The sequence below is a fragment of the Paenibacillus tianjinensis genome (genome assembly GCF_017086365.1).
GTDB classification, from domain to species: domain Bacteria; phylum Bacillota; class Bacilli; order Paenibacillales; family Paenibacillaceae; genus Paenibacillus_AQ; species Paenibacillus_AQ tianjinensis.
The window spans coordinates 448,527-471,761 of record NZ_CP070969.1 but is presented as its reverse complement, the minus strand read 5'-3'; the positions used below and the strand labels follow the sequence as shown (position 1 = coordinate 471,761).

Genomic DNA, 23,235 nt, shown 5'->3' with positions numbered 1-23,235 from the left:
CACTCCTTAAATTTTGTAAGCCTTCATTGCTTTTCTAATCTCTTTGATACTAGGTCGTTTACCATACATCAGGACACCTGTGCGGTAGATTTTGGCGGCCAGCCAGCCTAACAGGAAGATAGTGACCAGCAGAATAACCAGTGAAACTGCGATTTCCCATACGGCCACATCTCCGACACCGATCCGCAGCAGCATGCTGAGCGGTGATGTGAACGGTACGTAGCTGGCGATCTTTATCAGCAGTGTGTCCGGTGCAGAAACGCTGAAGGTCGGAATATAGTAGTTCACAAAACCCAGCATCATCACCGGCATGCTTGCCTGGCCCAGCTCCTCGGTACGGCTCACGATCGAGCCTACAGCGGCATACATCAGCGCATACAGGAAGAAGCCCAGAATATACAGGATAAGGCCGTAAACCAGAATACCTACATTCAATTGACTTAAGTCAAGATCGAAATCCGTAAGAATCCCCGAGTTATGCGGCAGCATCAGGTTCGCCGCAATGCTCGCGGCAATGATCGCAATCTGCAGCAGCCCGACCAGGAACACCCCCAGCACCTTGCCGAACATCTGGCTCAGCGGTGAAGCGCTCGTAATCAGAATTTCCATAATGCGCGAACTCTTCTCTGCTGTGACCTCAGCGGCAATCATATTACCGGTCAGCATAATCGACAAGAAGAAGAGCATCAGCAGTACATAGACAATCACATAATTGATCGCAGGTGCAGACTCATCCTGACCGCCGCCAGTCCCGCTTCCTCCGCCGATCTGCTGCGTATCTATCGTGACCGGCGTGAATATGGCGGCCACCTCCTGCTGTGTCAGCTTACCCTCCGTAATCAGCTGCGTATTGACTTGCTGCAGGGCAGCTTGCAGATAGCTCTGGATATCTCCGTCCAGCTCTCCTTCATTGCTGTGGTATGTGACCGGAGGTACGCCTGCGCCCGCAGCAGTGCCGAAGGTGAGATAACCCTTAATGTCGCCTTCCTTGAGTCCCTTTTGAAGAGCCGCGTCCTCTGCAGATGCATAGGACTCCAGCGTTACCTGGGTCTCGGAGTCTTCGGGCGCCGTATAAGCCAGCAGCAGTTCCGATACCGGGTTTCCGGATTCCGTAACAACTCCGATGCGTGCAGCACCGGCTTCGTCGTCGCCGCTAAACTTGTCGATAAAATAAGGAATGTTCATACCGATGGTAATCAGAAGCACGATGATCAGCGTTGTGATCGTAAAAGATTTAGTCCGCGCCTTATTTTTGAAGGTAAATGCGATAATCGGTCCCAGCTTATTCATTGGATTCACCCACCGCTCTGATAAAGATTTGGTTTAGCGTCGGTTCCTTGATTTCGAAATGTTCAACTTCACCGGCAAGCAGGGCGTGCTGTAATATCCGCTGCGCTGCTCCAATCTCACTGATCGCCAGCACATAGCCCCGCTCCTGCCGCTGCACTGCGGTTACCCCGGCGATTCCCTCCAGCCCGGAGACTTCTCCAACCGTCCGCAGGAATACCTCCTCGCGCGGATAGCCCTTTTTAATCTCGCGGATATCTCCTTGAACCACTGTATTGGAACGGTCAAGAATTGTAATATTCCGGCACAGCTCTTCGACATGCTCCATGCGGTGGGTAGAGAACAGGATACTCGTCCCCTGGTCGCGCATCTCTCTAACGGTGTCTTTTAACAGCTCCACATTCACCGGGTCCAGTCCGCTGAAAGCTTCATCGAGGATAAGAATTTGCGGTTTATGTACAACGGCAGCGATGAAACCCATTTTTTGCTGATTGCCCTTGGAGAGTTCTTCGATCTTCTTGTTGTAATATTCCGGCACTTCAAAGCGGTCCAGCCAGTAACGCAGACTCTTCTCCGCATCGCCTGCAGCCATGCCGCGCAGCCGGGCCAGATAGATGATCTGTTCGCTCACTTTTACCTTCGGGTACAGGCCGCGTTCTTCCGGCAGATAGCCCATCAGATGCTGCAGCTCGCTGCTGAACGGCTTGCCGTTATAGATAATCTTCCCCTCATCGGGATAAATCAGACCAAGCACCATGCGCATTGTTGTGGTTTTGCCGGCGCCGTTGGCCCCCAGCAGCCCATAAATTTCGCCTTGCTCCACCTTCAGGTTAATTCTGTTTACTGCCGTTTTATCACCATATTGCTTCACTACCTGTTCCAGCTTCAAAGCTTCCATTCGTTAGTCCCCTCTCTTCTGGTCAATCAGGATCGGATGATGCCCTTGTGTCCATAAGCTGAGTATTTCATCCAGTTCAAGTGCCCGGCTCTTAATAACCTTTACGCCCAATTGCTGGATGCGTTTCTCATTTTGATGAAATTTCTGGGTAATAAATGAAACCATTCCAGATTGCCCCCAGGTAAAATTCAGAGCATCCGGCAATTCTGCCGCCAAATGCTGCAGTTCTTCCTCATCTGCAGCATTTACCCATACCTCATTCCAGGAGCCGAAGAGACTGTCCTTCTCGGCCATGCCGAGCAGCTGCCCATGGTGCATAAGCACAATATAATCCGCCAGCCTCCGTACTTCCTCGATGATGTGGGTGCAGATCAGCACCGTTGCATTACTCTCATCCATATATTTACGCAGCGCTTCTATCAGGATCTTCCAGGCAAAAGGATCAAGACCGGAAGACGGCTCATCCAGCAGCAGCAGCTTGGGCCGGGCTGCCAGCGCAGCGGCAATCTCGAACTTGCGGCGCTCACCCTTTGACATTTTGCCGAGCCTTGCTCCTTGCGGCACCTCGAATCTGCCCAGTAATTCTTCGAAATACTGCTGGTCCCATGCCGGGTACCACTGCCGGCGGAACTCAGCCGCCTCTTCCGCTGTCCATAGATTCTCTTCGCTCTGCGAGTTCTCCGGGACATAGGCAATGGTTTGCCGCAGGGAGAGCGGCATCCCCTTCCCGTGCGTCTCTTCAAACCAGCGGATCTCACCCTCTTCAGGGAAGCTCAGCTGCATCAGCATGTGCAGCAGTGTGCTTTTGCCGGAGCCATTCTGGCCCACTAGTGCGGTTATATAGCCCTGCGGGAGATTCAGATTAAGCGGTCCGATCATCCGGTTACGCCGTTTCTTGCTTACATTCCGCAGTTCAATGGCCTGTTGTACCATGCAATGACTCCACCCTTCATCCCTGTTTGTTATATTTGCTCTTCACGATGTCCGTAAATATCCGGGTCAGCTCTTCTGCACTGCATTGCACGGACAAACCGACATCGACGGCACTTTCCAATGCTTTGCTGACGGCTTCCCGCTTGTATTCCTCCATAGCGCCTTCTCCCACATGGGAGACGAAGGTACCCGTTCCCTGCCGGGTCCGCAGCAGTCCTTCATTCTCCAGATCCTGATAGACCCGGCGGACCGTAATGACGCTGCATTTCAGATCTCCGGCAAACTCGCGGATCGAAGGAAGCAGTGTCCCTTCTGTTATTCCGCCGCTGATGATGAGTGACCGCAGCTGTGTTTCAATCTGATGGTACAGCGGCTCAGCGCTGTTCTCGTTAATCTGAATGGGTATCCACATCCTTACCACCGCCCTCTCATACGAGATCGCGGCTCTTAAGCCGTTGAATCGTCCATGCGGAGAACAGCTGCACCGATGCAGTTCCCAGCAGCAGGCTTCCCCACATCAGCGGGGACAACAGCCCCCACTCCTTAGAGCAGCTCAAAGTGTACAGGAAGAGATTCCCTCCCGCCAGACTAATGAGCAAAGCGGCAATGATGGACAGCAGCATGAATAGAAACATCCATCCACAGTAGGCTTTGCCGCTGGTCAGCAGTTCGATGAAAATGAACATCCCTGTAACGATCAGCCCGTAGCCGACCCAGGTTAGAGCGAAGGTCAGATAGGCCGGTAGAGGAAGTTCATGCCGCATATCGGAGCTAAGTGTATAGATCAGGCCGAAGAACAGCACTCCGTTCAACGAAAAAGAGAGCACCGTATGAAGCTTTCTTTTGCAGAGGATCACTGCAGATGGAACCGGCAGACTGCGCATGTAGGCCAGCATCCGGGTATAGGAATCGTCCATCACATACTTCATCTTCCGTCTGGAGAAAGTAAAGCCCAGCATAGGAATGACGGTAACGAGCATGAAGTCGGCAAGGACCTTAGCCTCCCCTTCGCCCAGCACATCATCTGTGACCATTCCGGTCATCATCCCCATGTACCCCATTAATACGACCGCCCCAAGAAATGCCCACACCAGCTTCAGCCTGTCTCCGCGGAAGTCACTCCTTACAATAATCCAGGCCTGTTTGATTGTTGTCATATTGCCTCAACCTCACTTAAATTCAGAGGATATACAGATTCAGTGTGTATAGCTCTGTGCTTACTGTATATATCTATATACACAGTATATGTCCTGTATTTTCCAGAGTCAAGGTTTAGTTTGGATAAATATTGAAACTGTTGTGTTCCTCCGTTCGTTAGCTTATGAAAATTCGTTCAATTCCTTATAGCTGCACTAAGCGGCGACAGGGGAGAATATATTAACATTTGTATCTACTACAGACAGCTATTTGTGAATTCTAATTCTATGGGATTTATCCCATTAATTTCGCCACGCAGCTTGTTTCCGGCAAATTCTACGGGATTTATCCCCTTAACTCAGCCATGTAGCCCACTATCTTCGAATTCGGAGGTGTTTATACCTCTCATTCCGCATCACTGCCCTATTCCGGCGGATCCGGAGGGACTTATCGCTCTCATTCCCTCGAATTTGGAGGATTCTGCGCTGTCCGCTCACCTTATTCAAACACATAAAAAAAGGCCTGAGCATCAGCACCCTCCTTACGGAAGATGCCGGTACACAGACCGCCTTCAAAACCAATTAAAAACCCCAGATTGCATCCCAGACCGGCTTGGTATGCCCGCCAGGATAAAATATGTAGAGCAGCACGTACACAGCAACTCCTGTAATGGCCGTAATGAACCAGATTACAGCAGTTACTCTGCCCCATTTGCGGTGCTTCGCATACTTGGCTTTGAAGCCCAGCGTAAGTGTCGTAATCCCGAACACGGCTGCCACCGTTGCCAGTACGATATGAAATATCAGAAAAATGTGATACAAGAGCGACAGATTATCCGGTCCGCCCCACGATGTATTCCCTACAAACACCGTTCTTGACATGTACACAATGAAGAACAAGGTAGCAGCCACTGCGGCAGCGATCATTGTCTTCTTGTGCGCTTCACGTTTGCCCTTGATGATCTGTCTCCAGCCGATAGCCACCAGCACCGCACTGATTACGATGAAAGATGTACTGATCGTCGGAAACACTGTAAAGATATCCATGATTATCCCCCTCGGTGCTCTACCTGCTATACCCGGGTCAAAACACCATCCCCCAGCTCGCCGGATGGCGCGGAAGTGTCCGCGTCGTCTTGCCTGTTCTCTTTTTTATACCAATGATAGAACACATAAGCAAGCATCGAGGCAAAAATAAATTCCTGAATGAACTTCATGGCGATGCCGCCCACCTGCTGATCCACCTTGGGCGACAGTCCGCCGAAGAAGTCCGGCCCGCCGAAAGTCTGCAGCAGTGCTGCCGGATCACCGGATACACAGTATCCCATCGCCCGTGCCCAGGCACTCGGATCACTATAAGTTGCATAGAGCGGAGCCCCCGCAAAAATAATCAGCCCGCAGGCCGGGGTCAGCAGCACCATATTCAAAAAGATAAAGCCGATCTGGCCGAGGCTCCCGACCTTCCGGCGCTCCGGCAGCGGATTAATCAGCGTCCACCACATCAGCGCGGCTGTCAGGAACAGCAAACCATAATACAGGCGGTGGACCGCAAAATGCAGCATCACATAATCATGAATCACTGGCAGATGATACAGCGAGAATAATCCATTGAACATCAGCGCCGCCACCACCGGATGGGCAAGGAAGGAGAGACGCCGCAGCGGATTCACCTTCAGCAAGGCACGCCAGCACCAGTCCGGGATGCCCAGCATCATCAGCGGAACCGCAATAAGATAGGATAAGGCCATACTGACCATATGGAAGGAAAACAGGATATGCCCAAGCAGACTTACCGGACCGCCCTGGGCCAGATAAAGCGCCAGCAGCCCGCCCATAAACAGCACTCTCTGCCGGACCGGAACTATAACAGATCCTGGAAAGCGCTGCGCCAGCGGACCGATCAGCAGCAGATACCCGGCGGCCAGCAGCAGCGTTGCTGCCAGTATCAACGGGCTCCACAAGTCGGCAAAGCTAAAGTATTGTAATCCCAGCATCGTACAATTCCTCCCTTGTGCAGAGTTGATAATAGATGTATTGCTACTCGGGCCAAAGTTAGATCTACAGAATGGCTGTGATTGGGCAGCCTCAAAGTTTCCTATGTCAGCTGTTTCTTACGGGGATTAGTTGGATTTACTCCAGCTAAATTCCGCCTCACCTTTCTACCGGGGCGGTTAGTGGGATTACCTCCAACTAATTTGCTCTATTTAGGCCAAGTCACTGCTTTCCAGAAGAACTAGGTGGAGTATTTCCATCTAATCCGCAATTCCGGGCAGAAAAGCGCCGATTAACTGGATTTTTTTCACTAATTGAAACGCCAAAGCTGAATCCCGAATCCACCCGGCCGCCCTATTTCCCGTAAAGCAAAAAAGAGGCGACGGCTGCCGCCGGCCTCTTCTCATCGCCGCCTTAATCCCACCATACCCAGTAAAGTGCCATCACGATGCAGGTCCCGGCGATAAAAAAGCCGCCAAGCATGAATATGATCGGCATCAGATGTCCCTTGTCCTTCAGATGCATCCAGAAGCCCATCTGCAAAAACACCTGCAGGACAGCCATGACCAGCAGCAGAATAACGGCAAAGGAAGCGTTGACGCCTCCCGCGGCTACCGCCGCGAACGCGATCAGGGTCAGCACGACGGAGAAAATAAACACTACGATATGCCGCTGAGGGCCCTCCTGCCGGTGGCGGTGCTTCACACTGCCCTCTTGCGGATGCTGTTCCGTTACCATGGCTTCAGCCCACCTTTCCAAGCAGGTATACAACGGTGAAGATAAACACCCACACCACATCGATAAAATGCCAGTACATTGCTGAGACATAAATTTTAGGCGCCGTTACCACCGTCAGCCCTTTGCGGACCAGCTGGCCGATCAGTACGGAGATCCAAAGTATTCCGAAGGCAACGTGTGCGCCGTGGAAGCCGACCAGCGTATAGAAGGCCGAGCTGAACGCACTTGTGGTCATGCCGAATTCCTCATGTCTCACATATTCACTGAACTCGTAAATCTCCAGGCCGAGAAAGGCTGCACCCAGCACAACAGTAACGAGCAGCCAGGAGCGAAGCAGCGCCGGGCGGTTCCGGTGCATCGCCTGGATAGCGAACACACTGGTCAGACTACTGACCAGGAGCAGGAACGTCGCAGCCGCCACCAGCGGCAGGTGAAACAGCTCATTCGCGGACGGACCTTCGTTCGTCTGATTGCGCAGGGCCAGGAATGTGGCGAACAGCGTACCGAAGAGTACAGCCTCCCCGCCGAGAAACAGCCAGAAGGCAAGCACCTTGTTGCGGCCTTCCAGCGTCGCTTTTTCCGGTTCGTGCGGCAGCGTTCCATTCACTGCTTCAGCATGTGCGGTTGTCATTGGCTGATTCACCTTCCTTCCAGCTCTTCGGGCTCGATATGCCAGCCGTGGTCGTCATACAGCGAACGCATCAGCATTGATCCGAAGGTTATGAGCAGTCCAAGTCCGGTAACAATATAGTTGTTGAAAAGAAAGCTTAAAGCCTCACTGCTGAACGTATCGCGGCTGAACATAAATCCAAGTCCGGCAATGAAAATCCCTACAGACATCAGGAACGGCAGGATCGTCGCCGACGGCATATGAATCGATCCGACAGGCTCAGATGGCGTCATGCCTTTGTGTCCGGCGGTTTTTTCCTTCCAGAAGGCATCGATGCCGCGCACCAGCGGTGTCTGCTTGAAGTTATACTCCGGCGGCGGCGAAGGAATCGTCCATTCGAGCGTCCGTCCGTCTTCCCAAGGGTCATTCGCCGCATCGGCAGGCTTTCTGGAAGTGAGGAAAATATTCGCCAGGAAAAACAGCATTCCCACACCCATGAGTCCCGCGCCAATCGTACTAATCAGATTCAACAGATCAAATTGCTGGTTTGGCAGATACGTGAATACGCGGCGCTGCATACCCATCAGACCAAGGAAGTGCTGCACGAAGAAGGTCATATGGAACCCGATAATAAAGGTCCAGAAGGTCCATTTGCCCAGGCCCTCGCCCAGCATCCGTCCGAACATTTTCGGCCACCAGTAATGCAGCCCGGCAAACAGGCCAAGCACCAGACCGCCGACAATGACATAGTGAAAATGAGCGACGACGAAGTAAGTGTCATGAAACTGGAAATCAGCAGGAGCAGAAGCCAGCATGACCCCTGTTACCCCGCCCATCGTGAAGGTAGGGATGAAGCCGACTGCAAACAGATTCGGGGTGGTGAAACGCACCTGTCCGCCCCACATCGTAAACAGCCAGTTGAAGATTTTGATCCCGGTCGGAACGGCAATCAGCATCGTAGACACGGAGAACAGCGCATTCGCTACCGGGCCGAGGCCGGTGGTAAACATATGATGCGCCCAGACCATGAAGCCCAGGAAGGCAATCAGAATCGTTGCGAAGACCATCGAGCTGTAGCCGAACAATCTTTTGCGCGCAAAGGTCGGGATGACTTCAGAAATAATGCCGAAAGCCGGCAGAATGAGAATATACACTTCGGGATGGCCGAAGATCCAGAAAATATGCTGCCAGAGCACCGGGTTGCCGCCCCCGCCAACCTCGAAGAAATTCGCTCCCAGAATGCGGTCAAAGGTAAGCAGTACAAGTCCTACGGTAATGGCAGGAAAAGCAAATAGGATAATAGCGGAAGTAATAAAGGTGGTCCAGGCAAACATCGGCATCCGCATATAGGACATCCCCGGCGCACGCATCGTGATGATGGTCGCCAGAAAGTTAATACCGCCGATCAGTGTGCCGAGTCCGGCAATCTGCAGGCCTATCGTATAGAAATCCACCCCGTGAGTGGCACTGTAGGTTGTAGTAGACAGCGGGGTATATGATGTCCAGCCGGCATCGGGCGCACCGCCCATGATCCAGCTGAGATTGAGCAGAATGCCGCCGAACAGAAAGGTCCAGAAGCCGAGCGCATTCAGAAAAGGGAAGGCAACGTCGCGCGCGCCGATCTGCAGCGGAATAACCGCATTCATCAGTGCGAAGATAACGGGCATGACCCCGAGAAAAATCATCGTTGTACCGTGCATCGTGATTAATTCATTGAACGTCTGGGCATCCAGAAAGGTATTCATCGGCTTAATCAGCTGGATGCGGATCAGAATGGCCTCAAGCCCGCCGATGCCGAAAAACAAACCTCCGGCCCACAGGTACAGAATCGCGATTTTTTTATGATCGACGGTGGTGAGCCAATCCATTAGCCCGGTATGGCGTTTGACGCTGTGACCCGCCTCAGGCGGCCGGACGGGATTCAAAGATTGCGCTGTTTGAGCCAAGGTTCCTACCCCCTTTTCAAATATGCTGCTTCCGCTTGTCGCTGCAGGCTTTAGTCCAGCGTGTAACCGGCCAGATACTCTGCGATTCCGTCAATCTCTTCATCGGTTAATCCGAGATCCTTCTTCGGATCCGGCATTTTGTTGCCGGGCTTAACGCCCTGCGGATCATGCAGCCAGGTTTTGAGATTATCCAGAATTGGAGCGCCGTCTACACCCGTATCGTCATTCAGCAGAATGCCCGCTACCGACTCACGTGAGCCGATCCCGGTCAGGTCGGGACCCATCGCAATACCCTGATCCCCAACGGCATGGCATTGCAGGCAGGCGGATTTGAATTTCGCGGCAATCTCCGGATCTTCCGGCAGGACAGCCGGGGACTTCATCGAAGCCAGCCACTGCTCAAACTCCGCATCGCTGACCGATTTCACCTTGAATTCCATGAAGCCGTGGGACGGCCCGCACAGCTCCGCACATTTGCCGCGGTAAACGCCTTCATTTGGCGCACTGAAGCTGAAACGGTTAATCGTGCCGTCAGGGTTGGTATCCATTTTGCCTGCGAGGGAGGGTACCCAGAACGAATGCAGCACATCCGCAGTACTCAGCTCAAAAGCAATATCCTTACCGGCGGGGATCACCAGATCCTGCGCCGTCTTCACGCCATAATCGGTATACTCGAACTCCCACCAGTACTGGTGGCCGGTTACTTTAACCTTAATCGCATTTTTATCATCCGAGTGATCATTCCCGGCAGCAAATACCGCTCTGACCGTAGGAACGGCAAGTACAACCACCAGGATCAGCGGGATGACTGTCCAGAGCACTTCCAGCTTGAAATTACCCTCTACCTGCTCGGGAATCTCACGCTGCTCCGGTTTTCTGCGGAAACGGATAAGCACATAAGCCGCAATGGAAAAGACGATCAGCAGTACGACAATCATAATGGTGATCGCCAGCTTCATCAGATCGAACGAGCTTTCGGCTGCAGGTCCCTGCGGTCTGAGTACCGACAGGTCCTCCCGTCCGCATCCGGCAAGAATGAGTCCAAGTGTTGCGGTCATGGGAAGAAGCCGCTTTCCAGCCTGCCACGTTTTCATCATAGATCAACCCCGCTTTTCCCGATTTCGTAGAGTAGAGGATTTTCCTGTCAATTATAACAATCACTATTAATATAAGTTTAAGGGGGTGTTTTGTCAATCGTTCACAACAAGTTCACAAAGTCTTTTTTGTTGATCAGAAGGCTTGTCATTACAGCATTTAATAGCGCTTACAAAAATTTTGCAAGCAGGCCCATTTTATAGTAAAACGCATACATATGTAATTATGTCTATTAATTCATTTGACTAATTAGAAAGCCTTTGAACCGTTTTTCAAAAAAAAGTAAGCAAAAAAAACCGCATCCAGAGGCAGCGTTTCACCCGGGTACGGTTTATGAGAATCCTCATGGATGTAATTACAACTTTACTGCCGTCAAAATCAGAACACTATCCTGTGTGTATTAGGAGACGGATGAGTTGATTCTTCCCAGCTCATGCTCCACGACCATGGTCAGCTCTTCTTCGTAGCCTCCCGTGATCCGATACTTCCGGACGTACTCCTTTACAAATTTCTTGGGATCTTTGGGCCGGAAAATGCGTGTCATTTCCCGTAGACTTTCCTTGACTTCGTTATGACCTTTACTTGCCATGATCAGTTCCCTCCCAAAACATTGAAAATGAATGCTCCGTTGTAGAGAATGCATGATGAAAAGTCCGCCGTAACCTCGAAATGCAAGTTCAGATACCGCAACACATACGTGGCTTGCATTATCCGCCTAGACTATCATTCCAGAGTTCTGGAGGTCCGCCTTGCCGGTGAAGCAGGTTCGTCGTGATTTGGGCTGAGAGTAAGACGCCTTGAGGCAGGACATCTTGACACTTTACTTACCCGAAGAGCCACTAGCTGAATCACTCCTTTCGGGCCTTATCGTTATATTGTATCATATTCAAGGCCAAGTTCCACCTTTCCTTGTAAAATATGCGTATGGATTTTTTAAAAAATTTATGTCTTCCACAGCAGGAGAGAGGGCAAACTTATGGTTAAAATACACTATCTGCACATCCAAAATCCTTTAAATAGACACTAACGCAGGAAGGGGAACGTTATGGACAACCGGCTATCCCTGTTAAGCACGCCTTATAGCGCAGCACCCCCAGTACCGCAGACTGACCCGGAGGATACCGGGACCGGCAGCAGGCAGCTGGAGCAGGCTCACAAGGAAATCACCAAAGCGTATCCTAAAATGCATAGTATGCTTGTCGTACGCCACGGGAAACTGATATTTGAACGGTATTACGGAAATCATCATGCGGGAATGCTGAATGATCTGCGCTCCGCCACCAAAAATTTCCTCTCCCTGCTCACCGGCATAGCCATCGGCAGAGGTGACATACCGGGAACGGATGTCTCTGTGCGGGATACCCTGCGTAAATATCTTGCGGCTCCCCCTTCCCCGCAGCTTGAACAGCTAACACTTCACCATCTGCTGACCATGACCTCGGGCTTCCGCTGGATTACAGGCAATAAGCTTGGTGAGCCGCTTGTCCGGAATCTGCAGCGCAGCCGCCGCTGGGTGTCCTATATTCTAAGTTTACCCATAGATGCCGAAAATATCGGCTGTTTCCAATACCGCAGCAGCGATTCCCATCTCCTCTCTGTCATGCTCAGCGAATTCACCGGACAGGATGCATTCACCTATGCCAGGCAGCATCTGTTTGAGCCGCTGGACATCACCCATACCGCATGGCTGCCCAGCCCGGAGGGCCACAGCATGGGACATATCGGACTATATCTCACCTCACGTGATCTCGCCAAAGTCTCTATCTGCCTGCTGGACGGCGGCAAGCACGGAGGACAGCAGATCATCCCGCAGAATTGGCTGGAAGCGGCCTTCACGGCACAGACGGCCGGCTATCCGGCTTACGGTGATTACGGCTATCAGTTCTGGAACGGACGCATGAGCGGTGAAGCCTACCGTCTCGCCCACGGCCACGGGGGCCAGCAAATCTGGCTGCTGCCGGACCTGAATGCCGCCGTCATTTTCACCGCAGAAAGTGCAGTAAACCGGTGGAAGAATCCGCGCAGACTGATTGAGCGGTATGTCATTCCGGCAATGAAACTCTAAAACCGGTTACATACTTTGTACGGGCAAATCATAGGCTCCTAGTGAAGAAGGAGCAAGGGGCTGGCTAACGAAGTTATAGCCAGGCTACCCCCTTCTTCTCCAAGTACAAGGAGAGTGAGCGCTTTGTCCCCATTCAAATCTTCCACAGGACTGCCCGAAAATATTGCTGCCTGCGTATGCTACTTCTTTCCTTTTATCGGCGGAATTGTGTTTCTTGCTCTGGAGAAACGCAGCCGCTTCGTGCTCTTTCATGCGCTGCAGTCGCTGATAACGTTCGGCCTGCTGATGATCGTTCATGTGATGAGCGGATTCATCCCCCTGCTCGGTGCGCTGATCGGCGCTATTCTCTCGTTATGCAGCTTCGCCATCTGGCTGCTCATGATTTATCACACCCTGGGCGGAAGATGGTATAAGCTTCCCTGGGCGGGAGATCTGGCAGAAAGCCAGCTCCGCCACCTGTGATTGCGCACACCTGCGGAGATCCAGGTTTTTGAGATTCCCTTTTGCCTGTCTACTCCGTACAATGGAATCAGGACATACAGGAATCTACAGGCTGGAGGAACATCCATGTATTTATTGATCATAAATCCCGCTTCCGGCGGCGGTGCGGGACAGCGGACCTGGGAGACGGTGGAGGGCCTGCTGAAGTCGCGCGGTATCGCTCATGAGGCTCTCTTCACCCGGAGCCCCGAACAGGCTGAGGCACAGGTGCTTCATGCCCTCGCCCGCCGCGAGGACTGGCGTGCCGCGATCGTTATCGGCGGCGACGGTACGATCCACAGCGTACTCGGTGCGCTGCGGCGCAGAGGTGTCCCGCTGGCGGTCATCCCCGCCGGCTCGGGCAACGACACGGCCCGCGGCTTCGGCATCCCGCTGGCGCCCGAAGCCGCGCTGGACGCTGCGCTGCAGGACCGCTGCCTGGAAGCGGATCTGCTCAGCGGCAGCGGCGGGCTGACCCTGACCGCTGTCGCCAGCGGCTTCGACGCGCAGGTGGCCGTGAATGTGAACAACAGCCGCTACAAGCGGCTGTGCAATGCCATCGGCGCAGGGCAGCTGGCCTACATCATTGGCATCCTGCATACGCTACTGACCTTCAAGCCCTGCCGCCGGCCAGGGGGCCGCTGCGCCGTCCGCTCCGGCGCCGCAGGCTGCACCTGCGGCAGCGAAGCCCGCTGCGGCTAATGCAGCGCCGCAGGACGGCAAGGCCGTGGAGCGCAAGCGCATGTCGCGCAGACGGCTGACGATTGCCAGCCGTCTGGTCGAAGCGCAGCAGACCGCGGCCATGCTGACCACCTTCAACGAGGTGGACATGACCGCCATCCTCGACATCCGCAAACGGCGCAAGGATGCCTTCAAAGAGAAGCATGATGTCGGACTTGGCTTCATGTCCTTCTTCACCAAGGCTGTCATCGGCGCGCTCAAAGCCTATCCGCTGCTGAATGCAGAGATTGACGGCGAGGAGCTGCTGATTAAGAAATTCTATGATATCGGCATCGCTGTCTCAGCCAAGGAAGGACTGGTTGTACCGGTTGTCCGCGATGCGGACCGGCTCAGCTTCCCGGAAATCGAGCGGCAGATCGGCGAACTGGCCGCCAAGGCCCGCGCCAACACGCTCAGTCTTCCGGAACTCCAGGGCGGTACCTTTACGATTACAAACGGCGGTGTATTCGGCTCCCTGCTCTCTACACCGATCCTGAATACCCCGCAGGTCGGCATTCTCGGCATGCACAAGATCCAGCTGCGTCCGATCGCGCTGGATGAGGAAAGAACCGTCAACCGGCCGATGATGTATATCGCCCTTTCCTACGATCACCGGATCGTGGACGGTTCGGAGGCGGTAAGCTTCCTCGTCAAGGTCAAGGAATTGCTGGAAGATCCGGAAGCGCTGCTGCTGGAGGGGTAACCCCGCTTCAGGAGTCCGCTACCCATCATCAGTCCAATGATATAGTAAGAGGGATACGAAGACAGCAGCATCGTCTCGTATCCCTCTTTTTTAGGCTTCATGACTTTGAGCTCATTAGCAATCTGCCCATTGTTCCCTTAAAATGAACTTGGAGCTTTCAGAGAGCCCTTTTAATGTTACGGAGGTGCAGCCGTTTGCGGATACATAATGAAGAAGAGCTGCTGCGGGCAGTAGCGGAAGACCGCTGGATGATGGGCATTCTGGCAACCGCCAGATCTTTGGAGCTGCCGGACTGCTGGGTCTGCGCCGGATTTGTGCGCTCTAAGGTGTGGGATATCCAGCATGGTTTTACCACCAGAACACCTTTGGGGGATGTGGATGTAATTTATTACGACCCTTCCGATATCAGGGAGGAAGTTGAGAAAGCCTTGGAAGCCTGGCTGCGGGAGGCAGATCCTTCGGTCCCCTGGTCGGTCAAAAACCAGGCAAGAATGCATGTCGTTAATGATCTGGAGCCCTATTCATCAGCGACAGACGGGATGTCCAAATTTCCTGAAACGGCGACCGCCCTTGGTCTTGCGCTTACCGGACAGGGCGAGGTTATCTTATCAGCGCCTCATGGGCTCAGCGATGTACTTGGCCTGATCGTGAGACCCTCCCCGCTGTTCAATGCCCACCTCCGACTCCATCGTATTTACGAAGAACGGGTGGCGAAAAAGAACTGGCAGTCAGTCTGGAATCAGCTGCAGGTCATACTGCCAGATCAATCCCCACTACACCCACTGTCTCCCCCTGCCCGTTCTTAATAGCCCGGGACAAAGTGATGCAGGAGCGTTTGGTAATCGCCGAGACATACGGCCGGGAGACATATTCACCTTCGCTCATCGCCCCGTTCCACCAGTCGCGGCGTTTGGCGTTCATCAGTCCGGCCGCAGGCTCGGAGTAGATAAAGGTGCCATCCGTGCGGTTGGACCAGATCGCCTGGACATCAGGTACCCTTTTCATGCAGGCCGTGAGCACATTGCCGTGGCTGACAGCATCCGGTACACACAGCTCCTGCTTCGCTGAAATTTCCTGCAGCAGGCTCTGCATTTCCTGCAGCCGGGCAGCGTACTGGCTCATTTCAACAGTCTCCCGTCCAGCTATCTGGTTCACCGACTGCTGTAAAGCCTGCGACTCGCCAAGCAGACTCGCGCTGATCTCATTCAGCTGTCCAATTTGCGACCGCTGCCGTGTTACCTGCTCCAGCGTCAGGTCTACACCGGCAATGGTCTCATTCACAATGGCCACCGCACCGCTCAGCTCCCCTGTCACTATACTGATCAGTCCGCTCTGCCGCGAGGCGGCGGTAACGGTATCGGCAACGGCGGTCCCTACCTCTTCGATTCTTGCCGACATATCAGACAGCCGCAGCTTCACAGCCGCTACTTCATCCACCCCATGGGAGACCGCATTCTGTTCTTTAGTTACTGACTCCAGCACCTGCCGGACCCCGTTATTGATATCCGACAGCACAGCTGAAGACCGTTCCACCGAGCTTCGGCTCTGATCGGCCAGCTGCCTGATGCGACCGGCAACCACGGCAAATCCCCGTCCCTGCTCCCCGGCCCGTGCCGCTTCAATCGAAGCATTCAACGCCAGCAGCGAGGTCTCATTTACAATCCCGACAATCAGGGAATTAATCTCCTCTACCAGGGCAAGATGACCGCTCAGTGCGGTGAACTTACCCAGCATATCCGCGCTCTGCTCCTGTAATTCCGCCATCACCGCATCCGTATTCCGGAGGGAGCCGAGCATGCCTGTCATCTCCTGACGGGCATCCAGCATATTTGCCCCCAGCCGTTCGGTCAGTTCCTTGATATGTGCGGTTACGTCCGCCACTCCGCCAAAGCATATCAATCCATAACCCATACAGACCAACCAGCAGCAGCAACAGTGTGACTAGGACATTCTTACTCCGGCGAACTGACATTTCCAACTTCCACTCCAATCATGTTATGTATTCTAACATTATATCAACAGAGTTAAATAAAGGAAATACTTTCATTGATTAAGCTTTATGCCTTAAGTCCCATACAATAAAACTCCATGACTTAACCAGCCATGATTAGATCCCTTCACGAAAAAGAGCCATCTCCCAGCGCAAACACTTTGCACGAAGAGACAGCCCGCTTTATTGTATCTATTATTTTAGGCAGTAACGGCTGCCCGCTCCAGGATTCCCCGCGCGATCCAGACTCCGGCTGCACCCGCCTGAGCCAGTCCCCGGGTTACACCTGCACCGTCCCCGCCGCAGTAAAGCCCGGAGATTTCCGTCTCCAGCCTGTCAGTCAGCTTCGGCCGGGCGGAATAGAACTTCGCTTCAACGCCGTAGAACAGTGTGTGTTCCGATGCGATGCCCGGCGTCACCTTTTCCAGCGCCTCAACCATTTCGATCAGGCTCTTCATAGTGATGTATGGCAGCACCAGGCCCAGATCACCGGGAACCGCCTCTTTCAGCGTCGGCTCGAGGAACCCTTCCTTGATCCGCTTCTCTGTAGAACGGCGTCCGCGCAGAATGTCGCCGTATTTCTGCACAATTACGCCGCCGCTGGACAAATCATTGGCCCGTTTGCAAATTTCCCGGGCATATTCATTCGGCTTATCAAAAGGTTCTGTAAAGGTATGTGACACCAGCAGGGCAAAGTTCGTGTTTTTTGAGCCAAGCTTCGGATCCTTATACGAGTGGCCGTTCGCCGCCATCACACCGCTGTGATTTTCTACTACCACATGACCGGAAGGGTTGCTGCAGAACGTGCGGACACGGGTACCTACCGACGTATTAAAAATAAATTTGCCTTCATACAGGTGTTCATTAATCTCGCGCATCACCACATCCGATGTCTCAACCCTTACCCCTACATCGACCTGATTATTGTACATTTTCAGCCGGCGCTTCTTCAGCACCTCGGTCATCCAGGCAGAGCCGTCTCGGCCTGGGGCAATCATCACGTGATCCGCCTCGTAGCCCTCACCGTTTTTGAGTATAATTCCCGTAATCCGGTGGGAGCCGTCCTCCTTAACCGTAACAATATCCTGAACCTCGGTCTTGAATAACATATCAATGCGTGTTTTTAAATATTCATAGATCGATTTAAGAATCTCCAGGTTCTGCTCTGTACCGAGATGCCGCACCTGCGCCCGCAAGAGCTTGAGTCCGGCGGCGTATCCGCGCTGCTCAATATTACGGATGCTGTCGGTGGTCGGATCGGTAATAACCGGAGTCGCTCCATGCTCAAGATTGATGGCATCTACATATTCGATCAGCTCAAGCACCTTCGATGGTGCCAGGTAGTCGGTCATCCAGCCGCCGAACTCTGTCGTAATGTTAAATTTGCCGTCGCTGTAAGCCCCTGCTCCCCCGAAACCGGCAGTGATCGAACAGGCAGGCAGACAGCCTGCGAATTCCTTACGTCCCGAAGCCGGCGGACACAGCTTGATTTTCTCCTCCAGGATCGGGCAGCTGCGGCGGTATATATCATGCCCCTTGTCCACAAGCAGTACCTTCAACTCAGGCGCTTTACGCGTCAATTCATAACAAGCGAATATTCCGGCCGGACCCGCACCCACGACAATCACATCATATTTACTCATCTGTTCTCTGTTCCTCCCAGGAAGAAACGGCTGTCCTGTGCCTGTAGCAATCAGGCGAGGGGCTCTCGTTTCTGCGATATCTATAGATTTCTGTAAACGCAACACAAAAAATCCCGGCCTCTTCATAGGTATGCAAAATGCACCCTATTCGTAGCCAGGAATTTACGGTTCCCTGTAGAAACCCCCAAACCCTATCTTCGGGGATATACGAACAGCTTCAATTTATTTTATGAGCCAATTGGGATTTTACAGAAAACAGACGAATGTGTCAAGGACATATCCAATAGATAATTCGTGTTTACGTGCTTAATAATGAACGAATATGACCAATTAGCTTCTTGAAACTCTACAAACCCGAACATTGTAATACTTACAGCCTTTGGGAGGATAACAGGAACATTTGTCGAATATATAGATATCTTGCCACTGGAAATGAGGAACTGTTCATGCATATCCCACCCCCAACTCCTCGCCAAAACTACTGGAACCGGGTACTTCTGAATACATTCTGGCTGGTTCTGCTTGTGTATTTAGCAAGCCAGCTTTTTATCTCACTATCAATGTGGGGCCTTAGACCTGAATTTTCAGACCGTCAATATTTCGTTACCCATGTGTTCATTCCCGATTCCATCATCCTGGTCCTTATTCTCATCCTGGAATCGATCCGCAGATGGAAGCCTGGATACTCAGAGCTCTCGATTGTCTTTGCAAGTCACATCTATGCTATCCTAATCATCACAAATCTTAGTGCTGAGTATCCGGTGAAGCCGCTTATCATGCTTGCACCTCTGCTTGTATCCATGATTTATCTGAAAAGCAGTCATATGAAATTATCCTCTGCCATTTGTCTGATCTACACCGTTATGCTGTTTATTAGTACACCGTCCTACGAATATACGCTGCGGATCCAGCATGTTATTATCGCTCTGATCTTCGCCGCTACTGCGTTGGCCGGATTTGGGGTCATTTGCCGGGGCAGAGACCTTATGCGTTCACTGGAAGACTCTGTAAAATCGGAGCAGGATCTGCGGATCCAGAATATCATTATGGACCGGCTCTCCAAAATTGACCCTTTGACCGACTTGTATAACCATAAGACCTTTCATGAATATCTGGGCTGGCTCATTGAGCATCAGCAGAGCAACCCTTTTCCGATGCAGCTGGCGGTCCTGGATATCGACAATTTCAAGAAAGTGAATGACCAGTACGGGCACTGGGTAGGAGATATAGTTCTTAAGCAAGTAGCTGCTATGGTGCTGAAACATATCGGTACTGATGATTTTGCCGCCCGGTACGGAGGAGAGGAATTCGTAGTTATCCTGACCGCCAAGCCCCTGAATGAGGCCAATGAAATTATGGAGCGGATCCTTACAGGCATCGCAGGCATGCCGGTCGCGGAAATGGAGGGCAGCTCCGTAACCGTAAGCATCGGAATGCATGAGTTTTCAGTCACCGACTCAAAGAGCTTCACCTTCCAGCAGGCGGATGATGCCCTCTACGAAGCAAAGAAAACCGGTAAAAATAAAATTGTTTTGCTGTAGGCAAGCCGCCGCCCCTTTGATTTCTGATCACGGAAAAAAAACGGATCCGCGTACATTCGCAGGTCCGTTTTTTTAATACAATCAATAAAAATTCTGATGTTCAAGCAGTTCCCAGACGCCGCGCTGAGGCACTGGTTTACTTACCAGATAGCCTTGAACCTTGTCACAGTCAGATTCGTTCAGGAATGCCAGCTGACTGACATCCTCCACTCCTTCAGCTACAACCTCAAGCCCCATTTTATGGCCAAGCACAATAATGGTTTGGACGAATGTTTGGCTGTACGCGTCATCGGCCAGGGAATCGATAAAGATCTTATCCATTTTGAGCGTAGAAATCGGGAGGTGCTGCAAATAACTCAAGGACGAATAACCGGTTCCGAAATCATCCAGGGCAATGCGGATTCCGCGTGACTTGAGGAACTCCAGCTTGCTGACCGTATTTTCGAAGGATTCCATGAAGATGGATTCCGTAATCTCAAGCTCCAGACAGCTTGGTTCAAGCCCGCTATCCTCCAGGCTTTCCAAGACCATTTCTACGAAATCCTCCTGCAGCAGCTGGATAATCGAGATGTTCACGGATATTTTGTGAAGCAGGCCGGTGCGGTCATGGATGCTTCTCATAAAACTGCAGGCTTCTCTCAGCACCCATTCCCCAATATAAATAATCAGCCTGGAATCTTCAGCAATTTTAATGAAAGAGAGCGGAGATACAAATCCGAGCACCGGACTATTCCAGCGGATCAAAGCTTCAAATCCGGAGATTAAACCTGTCTTAATATCCACTTGAGGCTGATAGTGCAGCTCAAATTCATTATTGTTCATTGCACTGCGCAGATGCTTCTCAATATTCATCCGTTCGTTAAACGGGGTATGCATCGATTTGTCATAGACGACGTAGGTGCCCTTTCCTTCCTCTTTGGCCCGGTACATCGCCACGTCCGCATTCTTAAGGATCTCCTCTGTAGTTTCCCCGTCTTCCGGGTAGAACGAAATGCCGATGCTGACGGATACATACAGATTACTCTCTCCGATAAGAAAAGATTTACGGAAGGCGCGCAGAATATTATCTGCCATACTAAGCACTTTATCACGGTTGACTGCGTCTTCGATAAATATCACGAATTCGTCGCCTCCGAGCCTGGAGAGCATCGCCTCATGCTGGACAAGCGACTCTAATCTCTCACTGGCCTTACGGATCAGAATATCCCCTGATTTATGCCCCAGCGTATCGTTAATATATTTAAAATTATCTGTGTCTACGAACAATAGCGCAGCTGTGCTGCCCGGCTTCCGGAAGTATTTCTCCATCGTCTCCAGCAGGGAGATACGGTTCGGCAGATTACTGAGTGAATCCATATAGGCCAGGCGGTGGATGTTCTTTTGATTCTCAACCAGCATGTCGTATTGCTCTACAAGCTCCTGCTGTGTCGCCGTGAGCTGTTCATAGGTCGCTTCCAGCTCCTGGTAGCTGTTATTCAGGTTGAGCTCCGCCTGCTTACGTCTGCTTATATCGATCAGGGAGCCATGGAACAGCACTACCCCGTCTGCAGGGTTAATCATCGCTTTGCCTCTGACTTCAAACCAGATATAACTATTGTCCTTGGTGCGCATGCGGTATTCGGTTTCGTAGATCGGGGTCAGTCCGTTAAGATGATCCTGCCTGGCTTTGTTCGCTGCCTGCTGGTCATTAGGATGAATAATACTGAGAACCCCATTTTCGAACGAGTTGATCTCTTCCTCTGAATAGCCCATAACCTCATACCAGCGGTCTGACAGCTTATAGCTCCCGGTATTGGAGTCCAGCTCCCATATATAGGCCCCGGAGCCTTCGGAAGTCAGGCGGAAGCGGCGTTCGCTTACACTAAGCTTATACAGCTGTTCTTGCAATTCAGCCTCTGTTGCCGACAGCTCCTCGTAGGTGGACTCCAGTTCCTCATAGCTGAGCTGCAGCTTAAGCCCACTCTGTTTGCAGTCATCGATATCCAGCCCCACAAGAAGATAGATATCCTCATCCTGCTCGTCCATTCCCTTGATTAATGTAGTCCGGATAGAAAAAAACCGTGCTTCCGGTGAATGATCAGGCAGCTTCAATTCCACATTATTAACGTAATCCCGGTTGACCGCCCTGGTCAACAAATCCCCAAGCAGAGCAACTCCGCCTTTAAGATCAGGGAGCTCATCAAGCCTTTTGCCCAGTACTTCCTTCTCTTTTAGCCCGGTCATTTTTTCCGCATACTGATTAAAGCGCACAATCCTCTTATCGTCTTGCACTGCCCAGACTATCATACCGGTATGTTCGATGACATCTTCAAAAAACTCCTGCTCCGAATGAATCTTCCGCCGGAGCCGCTGAATATATAGCCTGATGCAAATAACCCCAAATAAAAGTACAGACGCACCAATAACTATGCCGGAAATAATACGGCCATGAATCATTGCAGTGTAGCTGTCGGAATGAGTAAAGAAATATTGCTGATACAGTTCTTCAAAAGCCCCGGAACGCCGGAGCCGCTCAAGCCTCGCATTGATATAAGGAACAAGCCCGGGCATTGATTTACTTACGCCATAAGCAACTTCTACAGGATACAAATTGCTCATTTTGCGGATGATTTTACCCGTCATTCCCCGCTCCACAATTAAATAATCGACAACTCCCTGATTCTCAAACAGGAGATCAATATCACCATTCTGGAGAGCTTTCAGCGCGTCCGGTACGGTTGCATATTCTATGTATTGTGATACTTGTGCTTTGCTCTGCAGCACAGTTTCCGGGTATTGATCCTTACCTACGCCGATCTTGTATTTCCCCAGTGTGCTTAGTGTAACCTTTTCTTTAAGCGCTGAGCGTGAGTACACGGAGACATAGCTCTTAAATACAGGAGTTGAGAATAATATGTCCTTTTTCCTTTGTTCTGTCACAGCCATAAGTCCGGTTGTGTGGATCCTCCCGCTCCTCAGCAGTTTATAGGTCTCCTCCCAATCACCCGTACTGTAACGAATCAGATACTTATGCTTCTCAAAAATCATGCTCGTCAGATCAAGATCAAAGCCGGTCAGATATCCATTCTCTACGTATTTATAAGGCGGATAATCTAATTCTGCCTGGTATCTTATGTCCTGTCTTTCAGCGTGAGCGGCAGCAGGGGGTGCAAGCATGAACACGATGCTAATTAGAAGCAAGAGTTTACACCGCTTCATCGCAATTCTCCTTTTTCCAAAAAAATCAGCTAACGGTCTTTATAACATCCTGTATTCGACAAAAAATGGTAGTATTCCTGCTTCTCCCCTCTTAGATTGTGATAAAATGTGCAAACATCCCGCTGTCTTAAAGCTGGTATAACAGAAATAAAGTAAGAACCTATAATTTTATATTGCTTTTTACCGATAAAATGTGGATAATAGCATTAACAGTTGATAATGATTATCATTATTGTATACTAACATTTAATCCACTTCAC

The 23,235-nt window shown here is 51.6% G+C and carries 20 protein-coding genes, 1 pseudogene and 1 riboswitch; of the genes and pseudogenes, 6 read left to right on the top strand and 15 right to left on the bottom strand.

Translation table 11 applies throughout. The features are described 5' to 3' along the window. Positions 1 to 6: 6 nt before the first annotated feature. The 12 genes from JRJ22_RS02045 to JRJ22_RS01990 all read right to left on the bottom strand — a co-directional run bounded on the left by JRJ22_RS02045 (position 7) and on the right by JRJ22_RS01990 (position 11,224). Positions 7 to 1,290 (bottom strand): ABC transporter permease, encoded by a 1,284-nt coding sequence (locus JRJ22_RS02045; protein ID WP_206102942.1) that lies wholly within the window; start codon positions 1,288 to 1,290, stop codon positions 7 to 9. Continuing rightward, entirely contained in the window at positions 1,283 to 2,185 is a 903-nt protein-coding gene (locus tag JRJ22_RS02040) for an ABC transporter ATP-binding protein (protein WP_206102940.1), read from the bottom strand. The genes JRJ22_RS02045 and JRJ22_RS02040 overlap by 8 nt, the downstream gene beginning before the upstream one ends. Positions 2,186 to 2,188: 3 nt before the next feature. Further along, positions 2,189 to 3,118 (bottom strand): ABC transporter ATP-binding protein, encoded by a 930-nt coding sequence (locus JRJ22_RS02035; protein ID WP_206102938.1) that lies wholly within the window; start codon positions 3,116 to 3,118, stop codon positions 2,189 to 2,191. Positions 3,119 to 3,134: 16 nt separating this feature from the next. Then, complete coding sequence (locus tag JRJ22_RS02030; RefSeq protein WP_206102936.1) at positions 3,135 to 3,530, bottom strand: GntR family transcriptional regulator; 396 nt, start codon at positions 3,528 to 3,530, stop codon at positions 3,135 to 3,137. 16 nt (positions 3,531 to 3,546) lie between these two features. Further along, on the bottom strand, positions 3,547 to 4,275 hold the full coding sequence (locus tag JRJ22_RS02025; protein WP_206102935.1) for a hypothetical protein: 729 nt from the start codon (positions 4,273 to 4,275) through the stop codon (positions 3,547 to 3,549). Positions 4,276 to 4,836: 561 nt separating this feature from the next. Continuing rightward, complete coding sequence (locus JRJ22_RS02020; RefSeq protein WP_206102933.1) at positions 4,837 to 5,301, bottom strand: DUF420 domain-containing protein; 465 nt, start codon at positions 5,299 to 5,301, stop codon at positions 4,837 to 4,839. A 26-nt stretch (positions 5,302 to 5,327) separates the two neighbouring features. Next, entirely contained in the window at positions 5,328 to 6,248 is a 921-nt protein-coding gene (gene ctaG, locus JRJ22_RS02015; protein WP_206102931.1) for a cytochrome c oxidase assembly factor CtaG, read from the bottom strand. Between the two features lie 412 nt (positions 6,249 to 6,660). Continuing rightward, complete coding sequence (locus JRJ22_RS02010; RefSeq protein ID WP_206102929.1) at positions 6,661 to 6,984, bottom strand: cytochrome C oxidase subunit IV family protein; 324 nt, start codon at positions 6,982 to 6,984, stop codon at positions 6,661 to 6,663. 4 nt (positions 6,985 to 6,988) lie between these two features. Beyond that, positions 6,989 to 7,615 carry a cytochrome (ubi)quinol oxidase subunit III gene (locus tag JRJ22_RS02005; RefSeq protein ID WP_206102927.1) on the bottom strand — a complete coding sequence of 209 codons (627 nt, stop codon included), beginning with the start codon at positions 7,613 to 7,615 and terminating at the stop codon, positions 6,989 to 6,991. A gap of 8 nt (positions 7,616 to 7,623) precedes the next feature. Further along, positions 7,624 to 9,462 carry a cytochrome c oxidase subunit I gene (gene ctaD / locus JRJ22_RS02000; RefSeq protein WP_206104941.1) on the bottom strand — a complete coding sequence of 613 codons (1,839 nt, stop codon included), beginning with the start codon at positions 9,460 to 9,462 and terminating at the stop codon, positions 7,624 to 7,626. Between the two features lie 128 nt (positions 9,463 to 9,590). After that, the gene (gene coxB, locus JRJ22_RS01995) at positions 9,591 to 10,637 is read right to left on the bottom strand and encodes a cytochrome c oxidase subunit II (protein WP_206102926.1); all 1,047 of its coding nucleotides are present in this window, start codon (positions 10,635 to 10,637) and stop codon (positions 9,591 to 9,593) included. A 398-nt stretch (positions 10,638 to 11,035) separates the two neighbouring features. Next, positions 11,036 to 11,224 carry a hypothetical protein gene (locus JRJ22_RS01990; protein WP_038585388.1) on the bottom strand — a complete coding sequence of 63 codons (189 nt, stop codon included), beginning with the start codon at positions 11,222 to 11,224 and terminating at the stop codon, positions 11,036 to 11,038. A 456-nt stretch (positions 11,225 to 11,680) separates the two neighbouring features. On the opposite strand from JRJ22_RS01990, the gene JRJ22_RS01985 reads away from it, so the two are divergent. From JRJ22_RS01985 to JRJ22_RS01965, 5 genes and pseudogenes are all read left to right on the top strand, one after another. Then, a complete protein-coding gene (locus tag JRJ22_RS01985) occupies positions 11,681 to 12,700 on the top strand; it encodes a serine hydrolase domain-containing protein (RefSeq protein WP_206102924.1) in 1,020 nt (339 codons plus the stop codon). A gap of 123 nt (positions 12,701 to 12,823) precedes the next feature. Then, positions 12,824 to 13,162: a DUF4870 domain-containing protein gene (locus JRJ22_RS01980; protein ID WP_054943105.1), complete on the top strand. Its 339-nt coding sequence runs from the start codon at positions 12,824 to 12,826 to the stop codon at positions 13,160 to 13,162. A 105-nt stretch (positions 13,163 to 13,267) separates the two neighbouring features. After that, positions 13,268 to 13,882, top strand: coding sequence for a diacylglycerol/lipid kinase family protein (locus tag JRJ22_RS01975; RefSeq protein ID WP_232381004.1), 615 nt, complete (start codon positions 13,268 to 13,270; stop codon positions 13,880 to 13,882). Further along, positions 13,818 to 14,603, top strand: a pseudogene (gene sucB / locus JRJ22_RS01970) (dihydrolipoyllysine-residue succinyltransferase); the annotation flags it as partial. The gene JRJ22_RS01975 and the pseudogene sucB, both read left to right, overlap by 65 nt. A 194-nt stretch (positions 14,604 to 14,797) precedes the next feature. Then, positions 14,798 to 15,409, top strand: coding sequence for a nucleotidyltransferase family protein (locus JRJ22_RS01965; RefSeq protein WP_206102922.1), 612 nt, complete (start codon positions 14,798 to 14,800; stop codon positions 15,407 to 15,409). Here the strand turns inward: JRJ22_RS01965 and JRJ22_RS01960 are convergent. Continuing rightward, positions 15,354 to 16,514: a methyl-accepting chemotaxis protein gene (locus JRJ22_RS01960; RefSeq protein ID WP_206102920.1), complete on the bottom strand. Its 1,161-nt coding sequence runs from the start codon at positions 16,512 to 16,514 to the stop codon at positions 15,354 to 15,356. The two genes, JRJ22_RS01965 and JRJ22_RS01960, sit on opposite strands and share 56 nt — an antisense overlap. 279 nt (positions 16,515 to 16,793) lie before the next feature. Continuing rightward, positions 16,794 to 18,236: an NAD(P)/FAD-dependent oxidoreductase gene (locus JRJ22_RS01955; RefSeq protein WP_206102918.1), complete on the bottom strand. Its 1,443-nt coding sequence runs from the start codon at positions 18,234 to 18,236 to the stop codon at positions 16,794 to 16,796. Positions 18,237 to 18,367: 131 nt separating this feature from the next. Next, positions 18,368 to 18,467, bottom strand: a riboswitch (purine riboswitch). A 215-nt stretch (positions 18,468 to 18,682) separates the two neighbouring features. Between JRJ22_RS01955 and JRJ22_RS01950 the strand changes: the two genes are divergently transcribed. Further along, on the top strand, positions 18,683 to 19,777 hold the full coding sequence (locus JRJ22_RS01950) for a GGDEF domain-containing protein (protein WP_206102916.1): 1,095 nt from the start codon (positions 18,683 to 18,685) through the stop codon (positions 19,775 to 19,777). A gap of 81 nt (positions 19,778 to 19,858) precedes the next feature. Here the strand turns inward: JRJ22_RS01950 and JRJ22_RS01945 are convergent, their stop codons facing one another. Beyond that, positions 19,859 to 22,975 (bottom strand): EAL domain-containing protein, encoded by a 3,117-nt coding sequence (locus tag JRJ22_RS01945; protein WP_206102915.1) that lies wholly within the window; start codon positions 22,973 to 22,975, stop codon positions 19,859 to 19,861. Between the last annotated feature and the right edge of the window lie 260 nt (positions 22,976 to 23,235).